The organism is Streptomyces sp. NBC_00988, assembly GCF_045162645.1.
Lineage (GTDB): Bacteria > Actinomycetota > Actinomycetes > Streptomycetales > Streptomycetaceae > Streptomyces.
Genome location: NZ_CP108730.1, coordinates 1,626,141 through 1,646,487 on the forward strand (window position 1 = coordinate 1,626,141; position 20,347 = coordinate 1,646,487).

16 protein-coding genes are annotated in these 20,347 nt (G+C 71.2%); 7 read left to right on the plus strand and 9 right to left on the minus strand.

Features of this window, described 5'->3' with window-relative positions; genetic code table 11:
• Positions 1-82 precede the first annotated feature (82 nt).
• The 9 genes from OG496_RS07565 to OG496_RS07605 all read right to left on the minus strand — a co-directional run bounded on the left by OG496_RS07565 (position 83) and on the right by OG496_RS07605 (position 9,715).
• Entirely contained in the window at positions 83-1,750 is a 1,668-nt protein-coding gene (locus OG496_RS07565) for a protein kinase domain-containing protein (RefSeq protein ID WP_405970131.1), read from the minus strand.
• A gap of 185 nt (positions 1,751-1,935) precedes the next feature.
• The gene (locus OG496_RS07570) at positions 1,936-2,385 is read right to left on the minus strand and encodes a nuclear transport factor 2 family protein (RefSeq protein ID WP_405970132.1); all 450 of its coding nucleotides are present in this window, start codon (positions 2,383-2,385) and stop codon (positions 1,936-1,938) included.
• A 46-nt stretch (positions 2,386-2,431) separates the two neighbouring features.
• Positions 2,432-2,989: a GNAT family N-acetyltransferase gene (locus tag OG496_RS07575; RefSeq protein WP_405970133.1), complete on the minus strand. Its 558-nt coding sequence runs from the start codon at positions 2,987-2,989 to the stop codon at positions 2,432-2,434.
• A 41-nt stretch (positions 2,990-3,030) separates the two neighbouring features.
• Positions 3,031-4,191: a M24 family metallopeptidase gene (locus tag OG496_RS07580; protein WP_405970134.1), complete on the minus strand. Its 1,161-nt coding sequence runs from the start codon at positions 4,189-4,191 to the stop codon at positions 3,031-3,033.
• A 219-nt stretch (positions 4,192-4,410) separates the two neighbouring features.
• Positions 4,411-5,388, minus strand: a complete 978-nt coding sequence (locus tag OG496_RS07585) for an oligopeptide/dipeptide ABC transporter ATP-binding protein (RefSeq protein WP_405970135.1) — start codon at positions 5,386-5,388, stop codon at positions 4,411-4,413.
• Positions 5,385-6,179 carry an ABC transporter ATP-binding protein gene (locus OG496_RS07590; protein ID WP_366495095.1) on the minus strand — a complete coding sequence of 265 codons (795 nt, stop codon included), beginning with the start codon at positions 6,177-6,179 and terminating at the stop codon, positions 5,385-5,387. Before OG496_RS07590 ends, OG496_RS07585 begins: the two co-directional genes overlap by 4 nt.
• On the minus strand, positions 6,176-7,078 hold the full coding sequence (locus OG496_RS07595) for an ABC transporter permease (protein WP_366495096.1): 903 nt from the start codon (positions 7,076-7,078) through the stop codon (positions 6,176-6,178). The genes OG496_RS07590 and OG496_RS07595 overlap by 4 nt, the downstream gene beginning before the upstream one ends.
• Positions 7,075-8,154, minus strand: a complete 1,080-nt coding sequence (locus tag OG496_RS07600) for an ABC transporter permease (RefSeq protein WP_405970136.1) — start codon at positions 8,152-8,154, stop codon at positions 7,075-7,077. Before OG496_RS07600 ends, OG496_RS07595 begins: the two co-directional genes overlap by 4 nt.
• Complete coding sequence (locus OG496_RS07605; protein WP_405970137.1) at positions 8,129-9,715, minus strand: ABC transporter substrate-binding protein; 1,587 nt, start codon at positions 9,713-9,715, stop codon at positions 8,129-8,131. The genes OG496_RS07600 and OG496_RS07605 overlap by 26 nt, the downstream gene beginning before the upstream one ends.
• A gap of 185 nt (positions 9,716-9,900) precedes the next feature.
• Here OG496_RS07605 and OG496_RS07610 point away from each other — a divergent pair, with 185 nt between their 5' ends.
• The 7 genes from OG496_RS07610 to OG496_RS07640 all read left to right on the plus strand — a co-directional run bounded on the left by OG496_RS07610 (position 9,901) and on the right by OG496_RS07640 (position 20,335).
• Positions 9,901-10,548, plus strand: a complete 648-nt coding sequence (locus OG496_RS07610) for an Lrp/AsnC family transcriptional regulator (RefSeq protein ID WP_405970138.1) — start codon at positions 9,901-9,903, stop codon at positions 10,546-10,548.
• Positions 10,549-11,023: 475 nt separating this feature from the next.
• Positions 11,024-12,994 carry a PPC domain-containing protein gene (locus tag OG496_RS07615; RefSeq protein ID WP_405970139.1) on the plus strand — a complete coding sequence of 657 codons (1,971 nt, stop codon included), beginning with the start codon at positions 11,024-11,026 and terminating at the stop codon, positions 12,992-12,994.
• A 96-nt stretch (positions 12,995-13,090) separates the two neighbouring features.
• Entirely contained in the window at positions 13,091-15,190 is a 2,100-nt protein-coding gene (ligA, locus tag OG496_RS07620) for an NAD-dependent DNA ligase LigA (RefSeq protein WP_405970140.1), read from the plus strand.
• A gap of 356 nt (positions 15,191-15,546) precedes the next feature.
• On the plus strand, positions 15,547-16,095 hold the full coding sequence (locus OG496_RS07625) for a hypothetical protein (protein ID WP_405970141.1): 549 nt from the start codon (positions 15,547-15,549) through the stop codon (positions 16,093-16,095).
• Between the two features lie 108 nt (positions 16,096-16,203).
• Entirely contained in the window at positions 16,204-17,064 is an 861-nt protein-coding gene (locus OG496_RS07630; RefSeq protein ID WP_399392839.1) for a PaaX family transcriptional regulator C-terminal domain-containing protein, read from the plus strand.
• A 213-nt stretch (positions 17,065-17,277) separates the two neighbouring features.
• Positions 17,278-18,642 carry an alpha/beta hydrolase gene (locus OG496_RS07635; protein ID WP_405970142.1) on the plus strand — a complete coding sequence of 455 codons (1,365 nt, stop codon included), beginning with the start codon at positions 17,278-17,280 and terminating at the stop codon, positions 18,640-18,642.
• Between the two features lie 85 nt (positions 18,643-18,727).
• A complete protein-coding gene (locus OG496_RS07640; RefSeq protein WP_399392835.1) occupies positions 18,728-20,335 on the plus strand; it encodes an MFS transporter in 1,608 nt (535 codons plus the stop codon).
• Positions 20,336-20,347 lie beyond the last annotated feature (12 nt).

Consider the following 20,347-nt stretch of genomic DNA (forward strand, 5'->3'; position numbering starts at 1 on the left):
TGATCTTCCGGACCCGCCCAGAGGGCGCCGACTCGGCTGATCCGTCGGCCGAGTTCGCTTCGCCGCCCTCGCGCCCCCGCCCTCAACTCGCGGTATTGGTCTGCCAGACGACCGCGGCGTCCGTCGCGATGACCATGTTGCCGTCCTCCAGCACCTTGAGCACGGCCCCGGTGGCACCTTGGGTGTTGCTGCTCCACAGGGCCTGGTGCTGAGCGTCGTAGACCACGAGGTTGCCGTCCGCCTGGAACGTGGCCGTGTTCCCCGCGCCCTGGGTCTGGCTCGCCCAATGCGCCGTTCCGGCCGCGTCGTAGAGCACGAGGTTGCCGTCCGTCTGCATGATCAGTTTCGAGCGCACGGTCTGGATGAACTTCCCGACCTCGAACGTGAAGGGGGACTTCACCACCACGGCGTCGGGCAGCTTGCTCTCACCCGTGCCGGAAGCGGAGGCAGAAGGAGACGCCGTCGCTCCGCTTGCGGACGGGGAGGCCGACACGTGGGCGGCGCGGCCGGCGCCGGCGGACGGGGTGACATGGGCTGACGCCGAGTCCTTGCTCTTGCTGTCGCCCTTGTCGTCAAGGGTGTTGAACAGGAGCAGCCCGGAGCCGGCGACGACGACCAGCGCGGCTGCGCCGATGGCGGTCCAGAGCGTGCGACGCCCGGGTTCACCTCGGGTGCCTCCGCCGTCCGGGGGCGGAGTCGGTCCGGTTCCCACCGGATAGGGGCCGTAGACATCCGCCACGTGCGGCTGCGTGGGGGTGTCCAGGCCCGGGTTCGGCGCGAGGAGCGTGGCCGCATGGGCTTCCCGCGCGCCGCCGTCCATGGCCGCCGTCGACTGCGGGGCTACGGCCGACACAGCGCCCCCGCTGTCGGCGACGGTCGCGGCACGTTCCCGGTCCGTCAACGAGCCCACGGCGAGTGCCCGTTGATAGGCGGGATGGTGGACCAGATCGGCCTCGGCCCGGCAGAGTTCGACGATCTGATGCGGGGTGGGGCGCAGGGCGGGATCGCTCTGCGCGCAGGCAGCGATCAGTTCGGCGACGCCGGGATCGACACCCCGCAGGTCGATCTCGCCGTGCACCGAACGGTAGGACACGGCCGCGAACGGCCCGTCCCCGTAAGGCGGGCGGCCGGTGACGGCGAACGCCAGCGTGGCCCCGAGGGCGAACACGTCCGCGCCCGGACCGGTCTCGCCGCCCGTGATCGTCTCCGGCGCGATGAACCCGGGACTGCCCATCGCCCCGCCGACCTGCGTCAGGTTGGACGTGCCGGTGGTCCTGGCGATGCCGAAGTCGATCAGTTGAGGGCCGGTCGCGGAGAGGATGACGTTGTGCGGCTTGAGGTCCCGATGCCACACACCGCGGACGTGGATGGCGTCCAGTCCCTCGGCGAGGGAGGCCAGCACGACCCGGGCCAGGTCGGCGGGGAGCGGTCCGTTGGCCACGACCGCGGCGTGCAGCGTGGGCCCCGGCACATACTCGGTGGCGAGCCAGTACGGCGGCGTGTCCAGCTCCGCGTCGATGAGCGACGCCGTGTACGCGCTGCGGACCGTACCCAGGGTCTCCACCTCGCGGCGGAACCGGCTGAGGGCGTGTTCGTCATGGCGCAGCTGGTCGTTGATCACCTTGACGGCGGTGGGACGGCCTCCCGGCGAACGCGCGAGGTACACCCTCCCCATCCCGCCCTCGCCGAGTCTGCCGACCAGACGGTAACGACCTATGTGCGATGGGTCGGAGCCATCGAGCGAAAGCACGGGACATGTCCTCCTTGGGTGGAACCGAGAGTCACCAGATCCACCGTGAGGTCAACTCGACTGGGCTCCAACCCCGTTGCCCAGCGGGGGTGCGGGGATGCGACACCAGTCCTCGGACGACACGCCCGGACCGGACCCCGACATAGTAGAGGGAACGGGCCCCCGCGCCTCACCCGTCACCCTATTCACTGGATGTCCTCGTGCAGATGCACGACGAGCCAGTGACCGGCGGGGTGCGCACGCCGTAGGACCGCGGTGTTGCGGGCCAACTCCGAAGGGGCCGCACGGAAGTCGACCCGTAGCCAGTAGCGGGCCACGGCCAAGTCCCCGAAGACGTCGACGACTTGGCCGTACGCCGTGAGGCCGGTCTCGGCGGGACCGTCGTCCGGCGTGGGACGGGCGTCCCGGACGCGGTTCAACTCCGTTCTGCCGCTGATGAGTTCGGGGGTCGCCGAGTCCCAGATGGTGGCCTTGGGGTCGAGGAAGGCGTCGATGCGGTCGCGGTCGCCGGCCGTGTAGCCCTCGTACATGCCCGTGATCACCGTCCACACGTCGGCCAGGTCGGCGGGCGCGCCACCCGGGCGGGCACCGCGGTCGGCGGCGGGACGGGCGGGAGGGGGTGGTGGAGCGGGCATGGCGGATCCTTGGTCGAGTGCTGGGTGGGAGGGGGCGCGGTCCGGGTCAGGGGCGGTCGTGCGCCCACGTTCGCAGGGTGAGCGACCAGCCCCTTCTTACCGTGGTGATCGGCGGTTCATCGGTGAGGTGGTAGCCGGCGGCTCGGGCCACCGCCGCACTGGCGGCGTTGTCCGTCGCGATGCTCAGCGTCAACCGGGGCAGGTCCAGGGCGTGGTGGGCGTACTCCGTCATGACGGTCAGGGCCCGGGCTCCGAGGCGTCGGCCGCGGTGCGCGGCTCCCACGGAGTAACCGAGGCTCGCCGTACGACCGTTGGCGTTCTGCCGGATGACGAGGACCTCACCCAGCGGCAGTTGGCCGTCGGTGGTGATGGCCAGCTGGATGCACAGGCCCTCGGCGCGGGCCCGTCGGGCGGTGGCGAGGTAGGCGCGGGCGGCGGTCTCGTCGAACGGCGAGGCCAGCGGGGTCCAGTGCGCGATCTCGGGGTCGTGGAACAGGTCCGTCATGGCGGGGAGGTCGTTCTCGGTCCACTCACGCAGGACCAAGTCCTCGCCCGTCAGGCGTAGTTGGGCGGGTACGGGGGCGGGGTTCTTGCCGTGGATCATCACGTCTTCCTGTCCCTCCTTTCCCTCCCGCTGATGCCGGCTCAAGGGAGGACCACCAGGTCACGGGGCGTGCGGTTGAGGCGCTCGCCGCCCTCCTCCGTGCAGATCACGATGTCCTCGATCCGGGCTCCGTACCGGCCGGGCAGGTAGATACCGGGTTCGACGGAGAAGGCCATGCCCGGTGCGAGCGGGAGCGGGTTGCCGGTCACGATGTAGGGCTCCTCGTGGCTCTCCAGGCCGATGCCGTGTCCGGTGCGGTGGATGAAGTGCGGTCCGTATCCGGCGTCGGTGATGATGTCCCGTCCCACAGCGTCGAGTTGACCGGCCGTGATACCCGGTCGCACGGCGTCGGTCTGCGCGCGTTGGGCGCCGAGCAGCACGTCGTGGAGGCGGCGGAACTCGGCGGGCGGCTCGCCCACCGCGTACACCCGGGTGGAGTCGGAGCAGTAACCGTCCAGGGTCGTACCGCCGATGTCGACCACCACCGGGTCGCCGGGGCGGATCGTCCGGTCGGAGAGTTCGTGGTGCGGGCTGGCGCTGTTCGGGCCGGAACCGACGATGACGAAGTCGACCCGGATATGCCCCTCGGCGATGATCGCGTCCGCGATGTCCCGGCCGACCTCGCGTTCGGTACGCCCGGCTCGCAGCCACTCCCCCATGCGGGTGTGCACCCGGTCGATGGCCGCACCGGCCCGGCGCAGGGCGGCCGCCTCCTGCGGGGTCTTGCGCATCCGCAGCCCGTTCAGCACGGCTCCGGCCAACTCCTGCCTGGCGCCCGGCAGTTGGGTGCGGAAGGCGATGGTCTTCTCCGCCCACATACGGTTGTCGACGCCGACGCGGGCGGTACGGGCGGGCAGCCGGGCCGCGACGAGGGCATAGGGGTCGTCGGTCTCGCCCCAGCCGGTGATCTCGATGCCCAGGTCACCGGCCGGGGATGCCTTGGCGGCGAGTTCCTCCAGGGCCGGCACAAGGAGGAAGGGATCACTGTCGGCGGGCAGCACGAGGCACGTCAGCCGTTCCAGCGGCTTGGCGTCGTAGCCGGTCAGGTAACGCAGGTCCGGACCGGGCGAGATCAGCAGGGCGTCCAGACCGGCTCGGGCCGTGGCCTGCTGGGCACGGTGGAGGCGGTCGGCCGGGTACAGGTTCGCGGCCGGGTCCGTGGAGTGGGGGTGGTCGTCGTCGGGCGCTGGGGTGGCGGGCATCGGGTCTCCGTGAGGCTCGGCGTGAGGATCCGTTCGGCGTTCTGGGCGTGGGTTTCCGCGTGTGCGGGAGTGCGGGGCGCCGCTGACGCGGGGGCTCCGCGCACACTGGTGACAGACAGGGCGCGGTGGTCACGCCCCAGTAGAGCGACCGTCAGCGGGCGGCTCTGTGACCAAACGTTGCCGGCGTTGCCGGGGTGGATCCGGACACCCCACCCCCGCTCACGCCGCGTACAACCGGCACGCGACACCCCCCGCGATCAACTGCGGCTCCTCCCGGTCGCAACCGTCGAAGGCCTGCGGGCAGCGCGGGTGGAAGCGGCAGCCACTCGGCGGGTCGGCGGGGTCGGGGACGTCGCCGGGGAGTTCGGCGGGCAGCACGCCCGCCCCATCGGGCTTCGGTACGGCGGCCAGGAGTGCCCGGGTGTACGGGTGGCGCGGGTCCGCCCAGACCTCGGCGGTGGGGCCGGTCTCCACGATCCGGCCGAGGTACATCACGGCGATCCGGTCCGCGATCAGCCGTACGACGGACAGGTCGTGGCTGATGAACAGCAGCCCGGCGCCCGACTCGACGGCCAACGACCTCATCAGCGTGGCCACTTGGAGCTGAGCGGAAGCGTCAAGGGCGGAGATCGGTTCGTCGCCGACCAGCAGCCGGGGTCGGGCGGCCAGGGCGCGGGCGATGGCGATGCGCTGGCGTTGGCCGCCGGAGAACTCCTGGGGATAGCGCTCGGCGGCGCTCGCCGGCAGCCCGACCCGGGTCAACAGGTCCTCCGGGGTGGTGAGTTCGGCCGCGGCCTCGCCCCGCCCGGCCGCCGTACGGATGCCGTCGGCGATCTGCGAGCCCACCCGGCGCCGGGGGTTGAGGGAGCCGTACGGATCCTGGAAGACCATCTGGATGCCGGTCAGGGCCAGTTCGCGGCGGCGCACCCGCAACGGGCGTACCGGGGTGCCGTCGTAGGTGATCCGGCCTTCCGCGGGTGCGGTGAGGCCGCAGACCGCGCGGGCCAGCGTCGACTTGCCGCAGCCCGACTCGCCTACCAGGCCCACGACTTCGCCCGCCCGCACCTGGAGGCTGACCCCGGCGACGGCTCGGGTGGGGGCTGCGCCCGGCCGGTGGTACTGGACCACGAGGTCGTCGACCGACAGGAGAGGGGTCGTCGAGTGGGGGGTCGTAAGGGTCGGCGGGCTGGTCGTCATACGGTGCTCCTTCCGGGGAGCGCGTCCAAGAGCGTGCGGGTGTAGTCGTGTTGCGGGTCGGTGAGGACCCGGCCGCGCGGACCCGTCTCGACGACCAGGCCGTGGCGCATCACGCTCACCTCGTCGGCGATCGCGGACATCACGCCCAGGTCGTGGGTGACCAGCAGGACGGCGAGGCCGAGGTCGTCGCAGAGACCGCGCAGCAGCCGCAACACACCTGCCTGCACGGTCACATCGAGCGCGGTCGTGGGCTCGTCGGCGATCAGGACCTTCGGTTCGCAGGCCAGCGCGATGGCGATGGCGATGCGCTGGCGCATGCCGCCGGAGAACTGGTGCGGGTAACGGCCCAGCGCCTCACGGGGATTGGGGATGCGGACCTGTGTCAGCAGGTCGGCGGCCCGCTCCTTCGCCGCCTTGCGGTTGAGCTTCAGGTGGTGGCGCAGGTGGTCGGTGAGCTGGTGGCCGATGCTGAGCATGGGGTGCAGGCTGGTGGACGGGTCCTGGAACACCATGCTCACCGACTGCCCGCGCAGCGCGGCCAGTTGGCGGGCCGGCAGGGTCAGCAGGTCGGTGCCCTCGAACTCGATCCGCCCGCCGGTACGCGCGCCCGGCGGCAGCAGACCGAGCACGGCAAGACCGGTCATGGTCTTGCCCGAACCGCTCTCCCCCGCGAGCCCGTGGATACGGCCGGGTTGGAGCGCGAGATCGACGCCGCCGAGGATGCGGGCACCGCCCAGGTCGAGGGTCAGACCACTGATCTTCAGTACGTCGACCGTGTCGCCGTCGGTCATGCCACACGCTCCTTCTCCGCGCCGATCGTGCGGGCGGTGCCCGGGTCGAGGGCGTCCCGGAGTGTGTCGCCGAGGAAGTTGAAGGCGAGGACGACGGTGAGGATCGCCAGCCCCGGGAAGACCCCGATCCACCACTTGTCGAACTGCTGCGTGCCGTCCGCCACCATCGCGCCCCACTCGGCGGTCGGCGGTTTCGCGCCGAGCCCGAGGAAGGACAGCCCGGACAGCAGCAGCGTCGCCGTGCCGATGTCGAGGGTGGCCAGGACCAGCAGGGGGCCGAGCACGTTGGGCAGGATGTCGACGCGCAGGGAGCGCCAGGCGGAGAACCCCAACAGCCGTCCGCTGAGCACGAATTCGCGGTTCCGCAGGCCCATGACCAGGCCCCGGGTGACGCGTGCGTACGACGGCCAGGAGACGACCAGGACGGCCAGCACCGCGTTCTGCAGGCTGGCGCCGAGCGCGGCGGCGACCACCATCGCCAGGATGACGGTGGGGAAGGCGAACACCAGGTCCGCGATCCGCATCACGGTCTCGTCCACCCACCGCCCGAAGAACCCGGCGCAGGCCCCGAGCACTCCGCCGACGAGCAGCGACATGGCCACCAGCAGGAGCGCGAGCGGGATGGAGACCCGCGCGCCGTACAGCACGCGGCTCAGGACGTCCCGGCCCAGCTCGTCCGTGCCGAACCAGTGTCCGGCGCCGGGGGCGGCCAGCCGGGGCAGGTTCTGCGCGAGGGGGTCGTGCGGGGCGAGCAGCGGGGCGGCGACCACGATCAGCAGCCAGAACACCGCGACCAGGCCGCCCGTCACCGCGAGCGGTCTGCGCCAGGCGGGCGGCAGCCGTCGGAGGAGACCGCGTTTCACCACGCCCTCGGGGCTCCGCTCAGGACTGCGTTTCACTGGACCCTCACCCTCGGGTCGATCACGCCGTAGAGGACGTCCACGGCGAGGTTGACGGTCAGGTACACGAGGCCGACGACCAGGCCGACGCCCATCACGGCGGGGAGGTCGAGGGTGGTCGCGCTGCGGTAGGCGTAGGCGCCGAGGCCCGGCCAGGCGAAGATCGACTCGACCAGGACGGTGCCCGAGAGGAGGGCGCCGAAGGCCAGTCCGGCGACCGTGATGACGGGGACGAGGGCCGCGCGGAGGATGTACTGGAAGAGGACCGTGCGGGCGGGGAGGCCCTTGGCGCGGGCCGCCCGGACGTAGTCCTGGTTGAGGACCTCCAGTACGGCGGAGCGGGTGAAGCGGGTCAGCAGGCCGACGGTGTAGGCCGTCAACACCAGTGCGGGCAGGGCGAGATGGCTCACCGCACTCCAGAACACCGGCCACTGTCCGGCGAGTACCGCGTCGACCGTGTACAGGCCGGTGACGTGCGGGGGCGCGGTCATGCCGGGGTCGAGGCGGCCGCTGCCCGGCGCCCAGCCTAGGCGGTAGAAGAAGACATAGAAGGCGAGCAGGGCCAGCCAGAAGGTCGGTACCGAGACACCCAACAGGCTGACCACGCGGAGGAGTTGGTCGGTGAGGCGGTCCCGGCGCAGTGCCGCGACGACGCCGAACGCGACGCCCAGGACCAGGGAGACGACGATCGCGGCACCGGCGAGTTCGAGGGTGGCGGGGACGGCCGTCGACAGGTCGGTGAGGACGGACTGGTGGCTCTGCTGGGACTCGCCGAGGTCGCCGTGGAGGAGGTTGCCGAGGTAGGTGACGTACTGGACCGGCAGTGGCTTGTCGAGGCCGTAGTGGTGGCGGAACTGGGCGACGATCGCCGGGTCGCCGATGGCCCGCTGGCCGAGGTTCGCCGCCGCCGGGTCGCCCGGGACCAGGTTGGTGAGGACGAACGTCACCAGGGTCACGCCGAGGGCGAGCAGGACGGCGGTGGCGGTACGGCGGAGGAGGAAACGGGCGAGGGGGTGGCGGGCGAGGAGACGTCTGCCACCCCCCGCACCCCTATTTGGTGCCCAGCGCGGCGACATCGATCGTCCATACGGGGTTGTAGGCCACGCCGGTCACGGACGCGGCGGAGACGGTGTTGCGGCTCGGCTGCATCAGCGGGATGAAGGGGCCGTCGGTGTTCATCTTCGTCTGGATCTGCTCGTACAGGGTCTTGCGGGTGTCGTCGCCGATCGTCGTCGCCGCCTTGTCGCCGAGTGCGGTGAGGGTGGGGTCGGCGCCGGCCTTCCAGCCCGCGCGCAGGCCGACGAGGTCGCCGGGGAGGAAGGTCAGGTAGTCGCTGGGGTCCGGGTAGTCCGGGCCCCAGTACCAGAGGCCCAACTGCTCTTTACCGTTGCGGTAGTTGTCGAGTTCGGTGGTGGTCGGCGCGGGGGCGAGCGTGACGGTGATGCCGACCTCCTTCAGCTGGGCCTGGACCCGTTCGGCGAGGGTCTGCAGGGAGAGGCCGTCGACGGTCAGGTCGCTGGCGTAGCCGAGGGTCACGGAGGGCTTGGCGATACCGCTCGCCTTGAGCGCCGCCTTCGCCCCGGCGAGGTCGCGGCCCGCGGCCTCGGAGGCGGGCAGCGCGCCGAGGAAGGTCGACGGGATGATCCCGGCGGGCTGGACGGAGCCGGTGCCGGCGAGCGAGAGCAGGCTCTTGTAGTCGATGCCCTTGCGCACCGCCTCCGCGAACTTCGCGTTGGCCGTCGTACTGCTGACCTTGGTGTTCCGGTTGAGGAGCAGGAAGATCACGTCCGAGGACGCGCCGCTGTCCACCTTGAGTCCGCCACCGAGCCCGCTGACCTGGTCGGAGGTGAGGTCGAGGGCGATCTGGCTGTCACCGCGCTGGACGTTCAGCTTCTGGGTGGGGGCCTGGACGTTGCGCAGCACGATCTTGTCGTAGGTCGGCTTGTCGGAGCCGGTGTACTTGGGGTTCTTCGTCAGGACGACCTGGGTGTTCGTGTTGAACGAGGTGAGCGTGTACGGGCCGGAGCCCGCCGACGTCGTGTTGAGGTACTTCTCCGCCGCGTCCGTCGCGGTCGCCGAGCCGCCGTGGGCCTGGACCGTCTTCGCGCTGAGGATGCCGAGCGCGGGGTTGGGGAGGATGAAGGGCAGCGCCGGGTTCGCCTTCTTCGACACCAGGGTGACGGTGGAGGCGTCGGTCTTGGTGACCGTGACGCCGTCGAGCAGGAACGACGGGTTGCCCTTGAGCGCGATCACCCGGTTCAGCGAGAAGACGACGTCGTCGGCGGTGACCGCGCTGCCGTCCGCGAACTTCGCGCCGGTCCGCAGGTGCAGGGTGAGCGTCTTGCCGTCCGCGGACTGCTCGTACGACGAAGCCAGCCCCGGCACCGGCTTGGTGACGTCGGAGCCCTTGAAGGACAGCAGGGTCTCGTACAGCGCCTTGTCCACGATCTGCCCGGTCGGCTCGAACTCGCGGCCCGGGTCGGCGGTCTTCAGGTTGAACGACGTGTCGACGACCAGGGTCTTGCCGGCCGAGGAACCGGAGGCGCTCGTACCGCCGGAGCAGGCGCTCAGGGCGATTGCCGCGACCGCGACGAGGGGGAGTGCCACCGGGTACGACCCGGCAGTGAATCTGGGCATGCGTGCCTCCGTGAGCAGGGCGGAGCGTGGCGGAGCGGAAGAAGGCCGTGCGGGACCGGGTGTGCGGGTACGGGCGGATGCCGGGAGGGGACCTGGACGATTCGCCGTTAGGGTTGGCTGAAACTAACCAGGACTCTCGGCGGACGGGACCAGCGCGAGACGTAATGCAATGGAGAGGCGCGAACATGGAAGATCTGTCGGCCCCGGAGACCCCGGGCTCGCGCCGCTCTGGACGGATCGGCATCGGTCTTGCCCTGGATTCGGTGCATTTCAAGATCCTCGACGTGCTCCGTACACAGGGCCGCATCTCCGTCGCCGCCCTCGCGGAACGCGTCGGCGTCTCCCGCGCGAACGCCTACACCCGCCTCGAAGCCCTCCGCGCCGACGGCGTGATCAACGGCTTCAGCGCCCGCGTCGACCACAACCGGGTCGGGCTGGAGATCTGCGCCCTGATCTTCGTCACGGTCCGCCAGGAGCTGTGGAACCAGTTCCGTACCGCCCTCGCCCAGATGCCGGAGGTGGAGTACTGCGCCGTCACCACCGGCCAGCACGACGCCATGATCCAGATCCGGGTGGCCGACGTCACCGCCGTCCACCGCCTGGTCACCGACCGCCTCTCCACCATCCCCGCGGTCCGCGCGACCGAGACCGTGATCATCCTCGACGAGGTGCTCCGCCGCCCGTACGTCCTGCCGACCACGTCTCGCACCACCGAATCGGCTACCGGCAACCCCCAAGACGCCGCCACAACAAGCCAGTTCGGGATGACCCGCTTCATTCGGGCCGCGGAGGGACGGGCCGATCTGCAGCGGGCTTCCGAGCCGGAGGACTGACGAGGGGCGCGCGCCGTCTTCCGTCGGGGATGCGGGGGCGCGGCACTTTCCGTGCGGGATGTCGGCGGCGCAACACTTTCCGTGAGGGACACGGGCGGCGCGGTGTGAGCCGGCGGACGGATGTGACCTCCAGGGCCGGAGCCGCCCCACCGGACACCGAAGCCCGCCCCGCGCCACCGGACTCCGAAACCCGCCCCGCCCCACCAGACACCGGCGCCCGCCCTACGCCCAGACACTCGCGCCTGTCCCTACGAACGCCCCCCAAGGCCCCATTGACATGCCCACACCCCCTGCTGGACTAGACCAACTCTGCCGGACGGCCTGATCACGGGCACCGCCATCGCACCGACACCAGCACCATAGGCACCACCACCGGCACCCCGCCCGACCAGGCCCTGCCCAGAGCGCTCCTGACCAGAACGCTCGAAACAGGACCGCCGGACCGCCGAGCGCGGTCCCGCGGAGGGGAGACCGCATGCGCGCAGGCGCTCACCGCCACCGCTTAGCCAGCATCCTGACCGTCACACTGCTCAGCGCGACCATGTCCGTCGCCGGATCACCGGCACACGCGGACCAGCACACCGAACACAGCCGACCCGACCGGATCGCCCAACAGATCAGCGACGGGCTCCAGTTGGCGCAGAAGGGCGCGGCCAGCCCGGGCGGCCTGAACTTCGATCCGTCGCTCGCCCTGCTGCCCGCCGAGGCCCGGGGGAAGGTCAACTTCCTTCAGGCCGACGTGGATCGGGGAGCCCGCGGCAAACTCCGGGCAGCACAGCGGAACTTGGCCGGGCTCGCGGCCGCGACGTCGTACGCCGAGAAGGAACCCGCGGGCACGCTCGGCGCCAACGACACAGTGCCGACCGCCGAACGCATCACCGGTTTCGGCGCCGGTGCCCGTCAGAACTCCGCGGTCGCCATCGCCGGAGATCTCGCCGACGACCCCGACATCCCTACGCTGCCCGCCGGTTCGGAGGACAACGGGTCCATCCCGCTGGCCATCGACACCGGTGTGGCCGGGGCGCGGCAGGCCGTCAGGACCAGCGGCGTCATCGGTGACGGACCGCACGGCAGCGCCGGTGACGGTCACGGGGACTTCGACTTCTACAAGGTGTCCGGAGTGCCGGCCGGTGTGCCCCTCACGATGGACGTGGGCGCCCAGGGCGGTCTCAACGCGATCATGCGGCTCTACGACGCGAACGGCGGCACGGTGTTCTGGGCCGACGACCCGTCGAGTGGAAACGTTTCCGTGAGTCTGCCTCTTCCCAGCACCGGGGACTACTACCTGATGGTGGCCGGGTCCGGGCCGAACATCGGCTCGCCCACCGACCCGAACGACCCCGCCAGCGGCGCCGGTGCGGGCTCCGAGGGCGCGTACAGCCTCAAGCTCTCCACCGAGCAGGGCGGGGACCAGGACGTCTACGGCGTCAACCTGAAGGCGGGAGACGTCGTCGGGGCCACGGTCACCGGCAGCGCACACCATCTGTCCTTCTACGACGCCGCCGGCACGGAGCTGATGGGCTCGACCCTCGACGCCAGCGGGAGTTACGCCTCGGCGTCGCCGCTGCCCGGCGGGGGCAACGCCACGGTCGACCTCGTCGCGCCACGCGCCGGCCGGTACTACCTGGCCGTGAGCAACGGAGTCGGCGCCTACCGTGCCGAGTTGGAGGCCTACCGCCCGGGAACCGAGGTGGAGCGCAAGGGCACCGTCCAGACGCTGTTCCTCGACTTCGACGGCGCTCGCGTCAACACGTCGATCTTCGGCGCGGGCGGCGCGCAGCACGATCTGTCACCGCTGTCGGCGTTCCTGCCCGGCTGGGGGCTCGGCCCAGCCGACGAGAACAAGGTGATCGACGCCGTCGTGGCCTCGGTGAAGGAGAACATCGCGACCGACCTGGCCACGAAGGGCACCGACCCGCACTTCGCCGTCAGAGTCCTCAACAGCCGTGACAATCCTGACCCGTTCGGCCGGCCCAATGTGAGCCGGGTCGTCGTCGGCGGCACGATCGCCGAGTCCGGCATCCCGACCATCGGCATCTCGTCCTCCATCGACCCCGGCAACTACGGCCACGAGGACACCGCGCTCGTCCTGCTCGACCTGCTGAGCGCCGCGGCGCCGAACCCGAACTCGCTCAACACCTACCTGGGACCGCAGAGCGACAGGATCGGCTTCATCGGCCGGGGGCTCGGCAACATCATCACGCACGAGATCGGGCACTACTCGGGCGACTGGCACACCGACCAGTTCGACGACACCGCGAACCTGATGGACCAGGGCGGCAACATCGCCCAGATGCTGGGCGTCGGTGCGGACGGGATCGGCGGTACGGCGGACGACGTGGACGTCGACTTCACCACCGACTCGTACACCCCGCAGGAGCCGTTCACCGGTTCCGAGGACACCCTGGACACGACCGCCTGGGCGTACAGCCGCGGGCTCGGCTGAGCACCCGCACGAACGCCTCCTCGCCCGCCGTCCCGTGGGCGGGCGAGGAGGCCGCGCCGCGTCGGGCCCGGGGCATTGTCAGTGGTGGGAGGCAGGATGGGAGTCATGACAACTCCTGCAGCTGTGATCGTGGATGCCGCCGCCTACGCGCAGGCGGTCGAGGACGCGGTGAAGGCGTCGGCCGCCTATTACGCCGCCGGCACCTCCGCTCTGGACGACGACTCCTACGACCGGCTGGTGCGCGGCATCGCCGCGTGGGAGGCCGAGAATCCCGACCAGGTGCTGCCCGACTCCCCCACCGGGAAGGTGGCCGGCGGCGCGGTGGAGGGCGATGTCCCGCACACGGTGGCGATGCTGAGCCTGGACAACGTGTTCTCCCCGGAGGAGTTCACCACCTGGACCGCGTCGGTGGCCCGAAGAATCGACCACGAGGTCACGCGGTTCAGCGTGGAGCCGAAGCTGGACGGCCTGGCGATCGCGGCCCGCTACACGCGCGGCAGACTCACCCGGCTCATCACCCGCGGCGACGGCACGGCCGGGGAGGACGTCTCCCACGCGATCGGCACCATCGAGGGCCTGCCGCTGGAGCTGGCCGAGCCGGTCACCGTCGAGGTGCGCGGCGAAGTCCTCATGACCACCGCCCAGTTCGAGCACGGCAACGAGGTCCGCACCGCGCACGGCGGCCAGCCCTTCGCCAACCCGCGCGGTGCGTCGGCGGGCACCCTGCGGGCCAAGGAGCGCGCCTACACGGTGCCGATGACGTTCTTCGGCTACGGACTGCTGCCCCTCCCGGACACCGAGGCCGACCTCGCGGCACGGCTGCCCGAGCTCGCGCACAGCGAGCTGATGACCCAGGCCGCCGCCTTCGGGGTCAACACCACGGCCACCACCGCCGTGCCCGGCATCACCGCCGACACGGTCGAGGAGGTGCTGGCCCGGGTCCAGGAGATCGCCGAGCTGCGCGCCCAACTCCCCTTCGGGATCGACGGGATCGTCATCAAGGCCGACCTCGCCGCCGACCAGCAGGCCGCCGGGTCGGGGACGCGGGCCCCGCGCTGGGCGATCGCCTACAAGCTGCCCGCCGTGGAGAAGATCACCCGGCTCCTGGAGGTGGAGTGGAACGTGGGCCGCACCGGCATCATCGCCCCGCGCGCGGTCCTGGAGCCGGTCGAGATCGACGGCGCCACCATCACCTACGCCACGCTCCACAACCCGGGCGACATCACCCGCCGCGACCTGCGCCTGGGCGATCACGTCATGGTCCATCGCGCCGGTGACGTGATCCCCCGCATCGAGGCCCCGGTCGCGCATCTGCGCACGGGCGAGGAACAGCCCATCGTGTTCCCCGAGGTGTGCCCGCGCTGCGGCTCCGGCATCGACACCAGCGAACTGCGCTGGCGCTGCGAACAGGGCCGCAACTGCCACCTGGTCGCCGCCCTCTCCTACGCCACGGGCCGCGACCAGCTCGACATCGAGGGGCTGGGTCACACCCGCGTCGTCCAGCTCGTCGACGCCGGCCTGGTCGCCGATCTCGCCGACCTGTTCGCCCTCACGCGCGAGCAGCTCCTGGGCCTGGAGCGGATGGGCGAGACCAGCACCGACAACCTCCTCGCCGCGATCACCACGGCCAAAGGGCAGCCGCTGTCCCGGGTGCTGTGCGCGCTCGGGGTGCGCGGCACCGGCCGCTCCATGTCCCGCCGTATCGCCCGTTACTTCGCGACCATGGACGAGATCCGCGCGGCCGACGCGGAATCGATGCAGCGGGTCGACGGCATCGGCACGGAGAAGGCCCCCTTGATCGTCGCCGAGCTGACCGAACTCGCCCCGCTCATCGACAAACTGGTCGCCGCCGGCGTCAACATGACCGAGCCGGGCGCGACCCCGCCCGCGCCCACGACGGACGACGCGGCTGCCGACGGCGGCGAAGGTGCCACGGCCGACGACGGGCCGCTGGCCGGTATGACGGTGGTCGTCACCGGCGCGATGACCGGCCCCCTGGAGAAGCTCAGCCGCAACCAGATGAACGAGCTCGTCGAGCGCGCCGGCGGCCGTTCCTCCTCCAGCGTCTCCAAGAAGACGACCCTGGTCGTGGCGGGCGAGAACGCGGGATCGAAGCGAGCCAAGGCCGAGACGCTCGGCATCCGCCTCGCCACCCCCGACGAGTTCGCGACGCTGATCGCGGAGTACCTCAACTGAAGCCTCGCGTAAGGGGTGTTCCGCGCGGGGCGGCGTCTCGCACCGAGTGTTCCGCAGCTCACAGTCCCAGACAGGACATGCGCGGGAACAACTGAGGCAGGTGGCCCGTTCATCTATATGTGGCTGCGGAGGGGACAGTGTCCCCGGGCCTCACCTATAGCCCATGGGGACGATCGTTCGGCTGAAGCCCCATGGAGCCCCTCGCCGAGAGGCGACCGCCCTCCGCACGCCACCACGTACGGCCCCGGCTGGTCTCCCCCGTCCAGCCGGGGCCTCTTTCACTCCGAGGAGCGACCTCGCGCACCCCGCGAGCGGGGCAGAATGGACGCCACACAGCCGCTGCGGATGGGGAGTTCATGGACACGCGTACGTTCGACGCGCTGACGGAGTCGATGAAGAGCGCGTACGTCGCGGGTCTCAGCGAAGGCGCCGTCCCCCGCCCGGTCATCATGCCGCTGGTGCGCGGCGAGTTGGTCGGCCTGATCTGGCTGCGCCCGGTCAGGTCCGGCGAGGACGCGCTCACGGCGATCGCGTCACTGTCGAACATCGCCGCTGCGGCGAACGCCGACGAGATCGTGCTCGCCTGGGAGACCCAGGACGTGGCCACCACCTGCGAACTCCCCGCCGACGGCCCGTCCCCCTGCCTCAACATGGTGCACGCCACGAAGGACGGCCACACGCTCCACCAGTTCCCCTACACCGAGGACCCGTCCTCCGCCGGACCCCAGTGGCAGCCGGCCCCGGCTCCCCAGCTCGACGCCAAACTGGTGCCGCCCGTCCAGGCAGCGGTCGACTACGCCTTCACTCCCCTCGAACTGGACCATCCGTCCCCGTTCGGCGTCACGGTCGTCCTGATGGAAGAGGACGGCTACAACCTGCGCCTGACCGAGGCGTTCGCCTTCTGAGTCACGCGCCACCAGGCACTCCGACACTCGGCTGATCCCCGATTGCCGTTACAGACGCGACACACTTCACGGTGCAGAGGCTCCTCACGCCCGCCCCGGGCCTACGCTGTGCCCGTGACCAGTGTTGACGTCGCCCCCGGAACCGCCGCCGAGAGCGGGCCCGAGCCGCGCACCCAGTCCCTGATGCTGACCTTCTTCGGCGTTCACGTGCTGGGGCGGCCGGTCGCCGTGTCGTCGGGCAGTGTGATCACCGCTCTCGGGCGGGTGGGGAGCACCGAGGAAGCGGTGCGGACCACCCTGAACCGGATGGTCAAGCGCGATCTGCTGGAGCGTCGCCGGCAGGGGCGGAAGACGTACTTCGCGCTGACGCCGCACGCCGTGCAGGTGCTGACGGACGGCAGGGACCGTATCTGGCAGACGGGCGCGGTGAACCGGGACTGGGACGGGCGCTGGACGATGGTGGGCTTCTCGCTGCCCGAGGCGTGGAGCCGTGAACGGCACGATCTGCGCTCCCGTCTGATCTGGGCGGGCTTCGGCCCGCTGCAGAACGGCCTGTGGGTGGCCCCGGCGCCCGTCGACGTCCGCGAGATGGTGGCGGGGCTCGGGCTGGAGCCGTATCTGCGGGTGTTCCGGGCCGAGGTGGAGTCGCCGACCGACGTCCGCGAGGTGCTGGAGCAGGCCTTCGACGTGCCGGCCATCGGCGCCCGGTACCGCGCGTTCCTGGACCGCTGGGACCGCACCGACCCCCTGCCCGCGGCGACCTCCGGCGACGACCTGGCCGGTCAACTCCTGCTGCACACCGACTGGTTGGATCTCGTACGACGGGACCCGCATCTGCCCGCCGAGCACCTCCCCGGAGACTGGCCCGCCGCGCAGGCGGAGACCGTCTTCCGCGGCCTGGCCAGCCGCTGGGAGCGACCGGCGGCGCGAGCGGCCGTCCGGCTGCTCGACACCATGACCCTGGACTGATCCGCACCCGCGGACCCGATTCCGTCCGCACCCGGCCCCCGTGCGCCCACACACGGATTCGCCTGCCTCATTATTGGTCACTCTATTGACGGCCATGAAAAAAGAGCCCTACATTCGCACCGCTCTTCCAGTTCGTTCGACCGCCTAACCCGCTCCACCTCGCACGTCCAGCACGCTCCCCCCTCGGTCCCCCTGACTCGCGGAGCCGCCGTCATGCCCCGACCCCGTCTCTCGACCCTCGCCGCCGCCTGCGCGACCGCCCTCGCGACCGCCCTGATCGGTCCGGCGGCCGGCGCCCACGCCGCCACCGGCATCGCCACCGCCGGCCACTACTCCGGCACGCTGACCGACGGCGCCACCTGGATCGCGGACACGCCCGAGCAGTGGAACGGCACCCTGCTGCTGTTCAGCCACGGCTTCGGCCCGACCACCGCGGCCGACGCGCCCTCGCCCGCCGCGAGCCAGGCCCTGCTGGACGCCGGTTACGCCCTCGCCGGGTCCTCCTACGACCCCAACGGCTCGATGTGGGCGCTCGGTTCGGCCGAGCGGGACCAGTTCGCCGCACTCACCGCGTTCCGCCGACAGGTCGGCACACCGACCCGGGTCATCTCCGTGGGCGAGTCCATGGGCGGACTCGTCAACGCCCAGATCGCCCGGGACGGCGCGGGCCGCGTCGACGGTGCGCTCGGCCTGTGCGGTCTGGTGGCGGGCGGTGTCGATCTGGACAACTACCAGTTGGACGCCGAGTACACCCTGACCACGTTCTTCGACCCCGCCGACGCCGATGCCCTGGTGAACCTCGACAACCAGGCCGACGGTGCCGCCCTCGCCGCCCGGCTCACGGCGGCCGTGGAGACGGCGCAGCAGACCCCGGCGGGCCGGGCCCGGATCGCCCTCGCCGCCGCCTATCTCAACCTGGCCGACTGGGCTCCCGGTCAACTGCCGCCCGAGCGCGGCGACTTCGCGGGCCAGGAGCAGCAGCAGTACGCATGGCTGGCTCAGGGGCTTCTCTCGTTCATCGTCCCGGCGCGCTGGTCGGTGGAGCAGTCCGCCGGCGGCAACACGTCCTGGAACAAGGGCGTCGACTACGCCGGGCTGCTGCGCGGGTCCGCCCACGTCAAGCAGGTCGAGGCGCTCTACCGTGACGCCGGGCTCGACCTCCGCACCGACCTGAACCGGCTCACCCGCGGTGCGGACATCACCGCCGACCCGGCCGCGGTGGCCCGTCTGAAGCGGACCTCGACCGCCGGACAGGGACTGGCCGTTCCACTGCTGGACCTCCACACCACCGCCGACCAACTGGTGCCCGTGGAACAGGAGTCGGCGTTCGCCGGGCGGGTGCGCGCGGCCGGCGACTCCCACCTCCTGCGACAGGCCTACGTGTCCCGCCAGAGCCACTGCAACTTCACCACCGCCGAAGTGGTCGCCGGTCTGCACGCCGTGGAACACCGACTGGACACCCGGCACTGGGGCAACGCCACCACTGCCAACCAACTCCAGCGCAGCGCCGACGAGTTGGGCCTCGACGGCGCAGCCTTCACCGACTACCGGCCGAGCCGTCTGACCGGTACCCGCTGATCCCGAACCGCTCCCTCCCCTGTTCTCCCCCGGCCCTCTCCCTCCCCTGTTCCCAGCCCGCGCGCCCCAGGAGCCCTCCGTGTCAATGACGACCGAACCCTCCACCAGGACCGCCGCCACCGGTCCCGGTCTGACCACCGGCACCCTGGTCGCCGGTCTCCTCGCCGTCTGCCTCGCCCAGATCGGCCTGGCCATACCGGCCACGCTCAACGGACTGTTCCAGTCCGACCTGCATCCGGTCGGCTCCCAACTCACCTGGATCTCCGACGCGTTCCTGCTCCCGGTCGCCGTACTGGAGCTGACCTTCGGCCTGCTCGGCGACCTCTTCGGCCGCAAGCGGCTGCTGGTCGGCGGTGCCGCGCTGCTGGCCGTGGGCGAGTTGACCAGCGCCACCGCCTCCGGCGTCCACCAACTGTGGGCAGGGCAGGCCCTGGCGGGCCTCGGCGCTGCCGCCCTGTTCCCGACCTCGCTGGCCATCCTGGCCGCCGGCACCACCTCACCCGCCCAGCGGGCCCGGGTCATCGCGATGTGGGCGGCCCTGCTCTCCACCGGCGGTTTCCTCGCCCCGCTGCTCGGCGGCGTCACCGCCACCTACGGCTCGTGGCGCTGGTCGTTCGTCGTGGTCACCGCCATCGCCGCGGCGAGCGCCGCCGTCAGCGCCCTGTTCGTCGTCAACTCCAGTGCCCCCGAGGGCCGTTCACTCGACATAGCGGGCCAGGTGACCATCGGCCTGGGCCTGTTCGCCCTCCTCTACGCCATCATCCAGGGCCCGACGGACGGCTGGGCCTCGCCCTCGATCGTCATCGCCTTCGTCCTGGCGGCCGTGTTCCTCGCCGGCTTCGTGCTGGCCGAGAAGCGCGCCAAGTCCCCGCTCCTGCGCCTGGATCTGTTCAGTAACCGTGCCTTCGCGGTGGCCTCGGTCGTGGCCGTGGTGGGCATGTTCGCCTTCCTGGGCACCGCCTACTCCGTCAGCATCCGGCTCGGCCCGGTGCAGGACCAGGCCCCGATGCGGACGGGTCTGGCGTTCGTCCTCCTCAACGGCATCACCCTGGCGATGCTGCCCCTGACCGAACGGCTGCTGCGCACGGTCGCACCGGGGCTGCTCCTCGGCTCGGGGCTGCTGTTGATCGCGGCGGGCGACTACCTGGCGGCCACGCTGCCGATCACCGACACCGCCTTCACCTCGCTGATCGTGCCGCTCGGTCTGGTCGGCCTGGGCTTCTCGGTCACCGTCACCTCGATCACCGCGACAGCCGTCAACACCGTGCCGACCCACCTGGCCGGCATGGCGAGCGCCACCACCAACCTGCTCCGGGACTTCGGCTTCACCCTCGGCCCGGCCGTCATCGGCGCCGTCGCCCTGAGCCGCGCGGCCAGCAGTTTCTCCGACTCCCTGCACGGCTCCGCGCTCCCGGAGGCACTGAAGGGCGCGGGCACGGCCGTACTGGAAGAAGGCGGGCCGCTCGCGGTGAACGGTGCCTCGGCGGCGTCGCCGAAGCTGGCCGACCTGCATCCGCTCGCCCTGGACGCCCTCGGCCACGGCTACTCGATCGGTTTCGTGGTCTGCGGTACGGCCGCGCTGTGCTCCGCGGTGCTGGCTCTCGTCACGCTGCGCGGCCGGGCCACCTCAGACGGCGATGCGGCCTCACAGGTCGATGCCGCTTCACGGGACGCTTCCGCGCAGCCGGAGTAGTCCCGAAAGAGC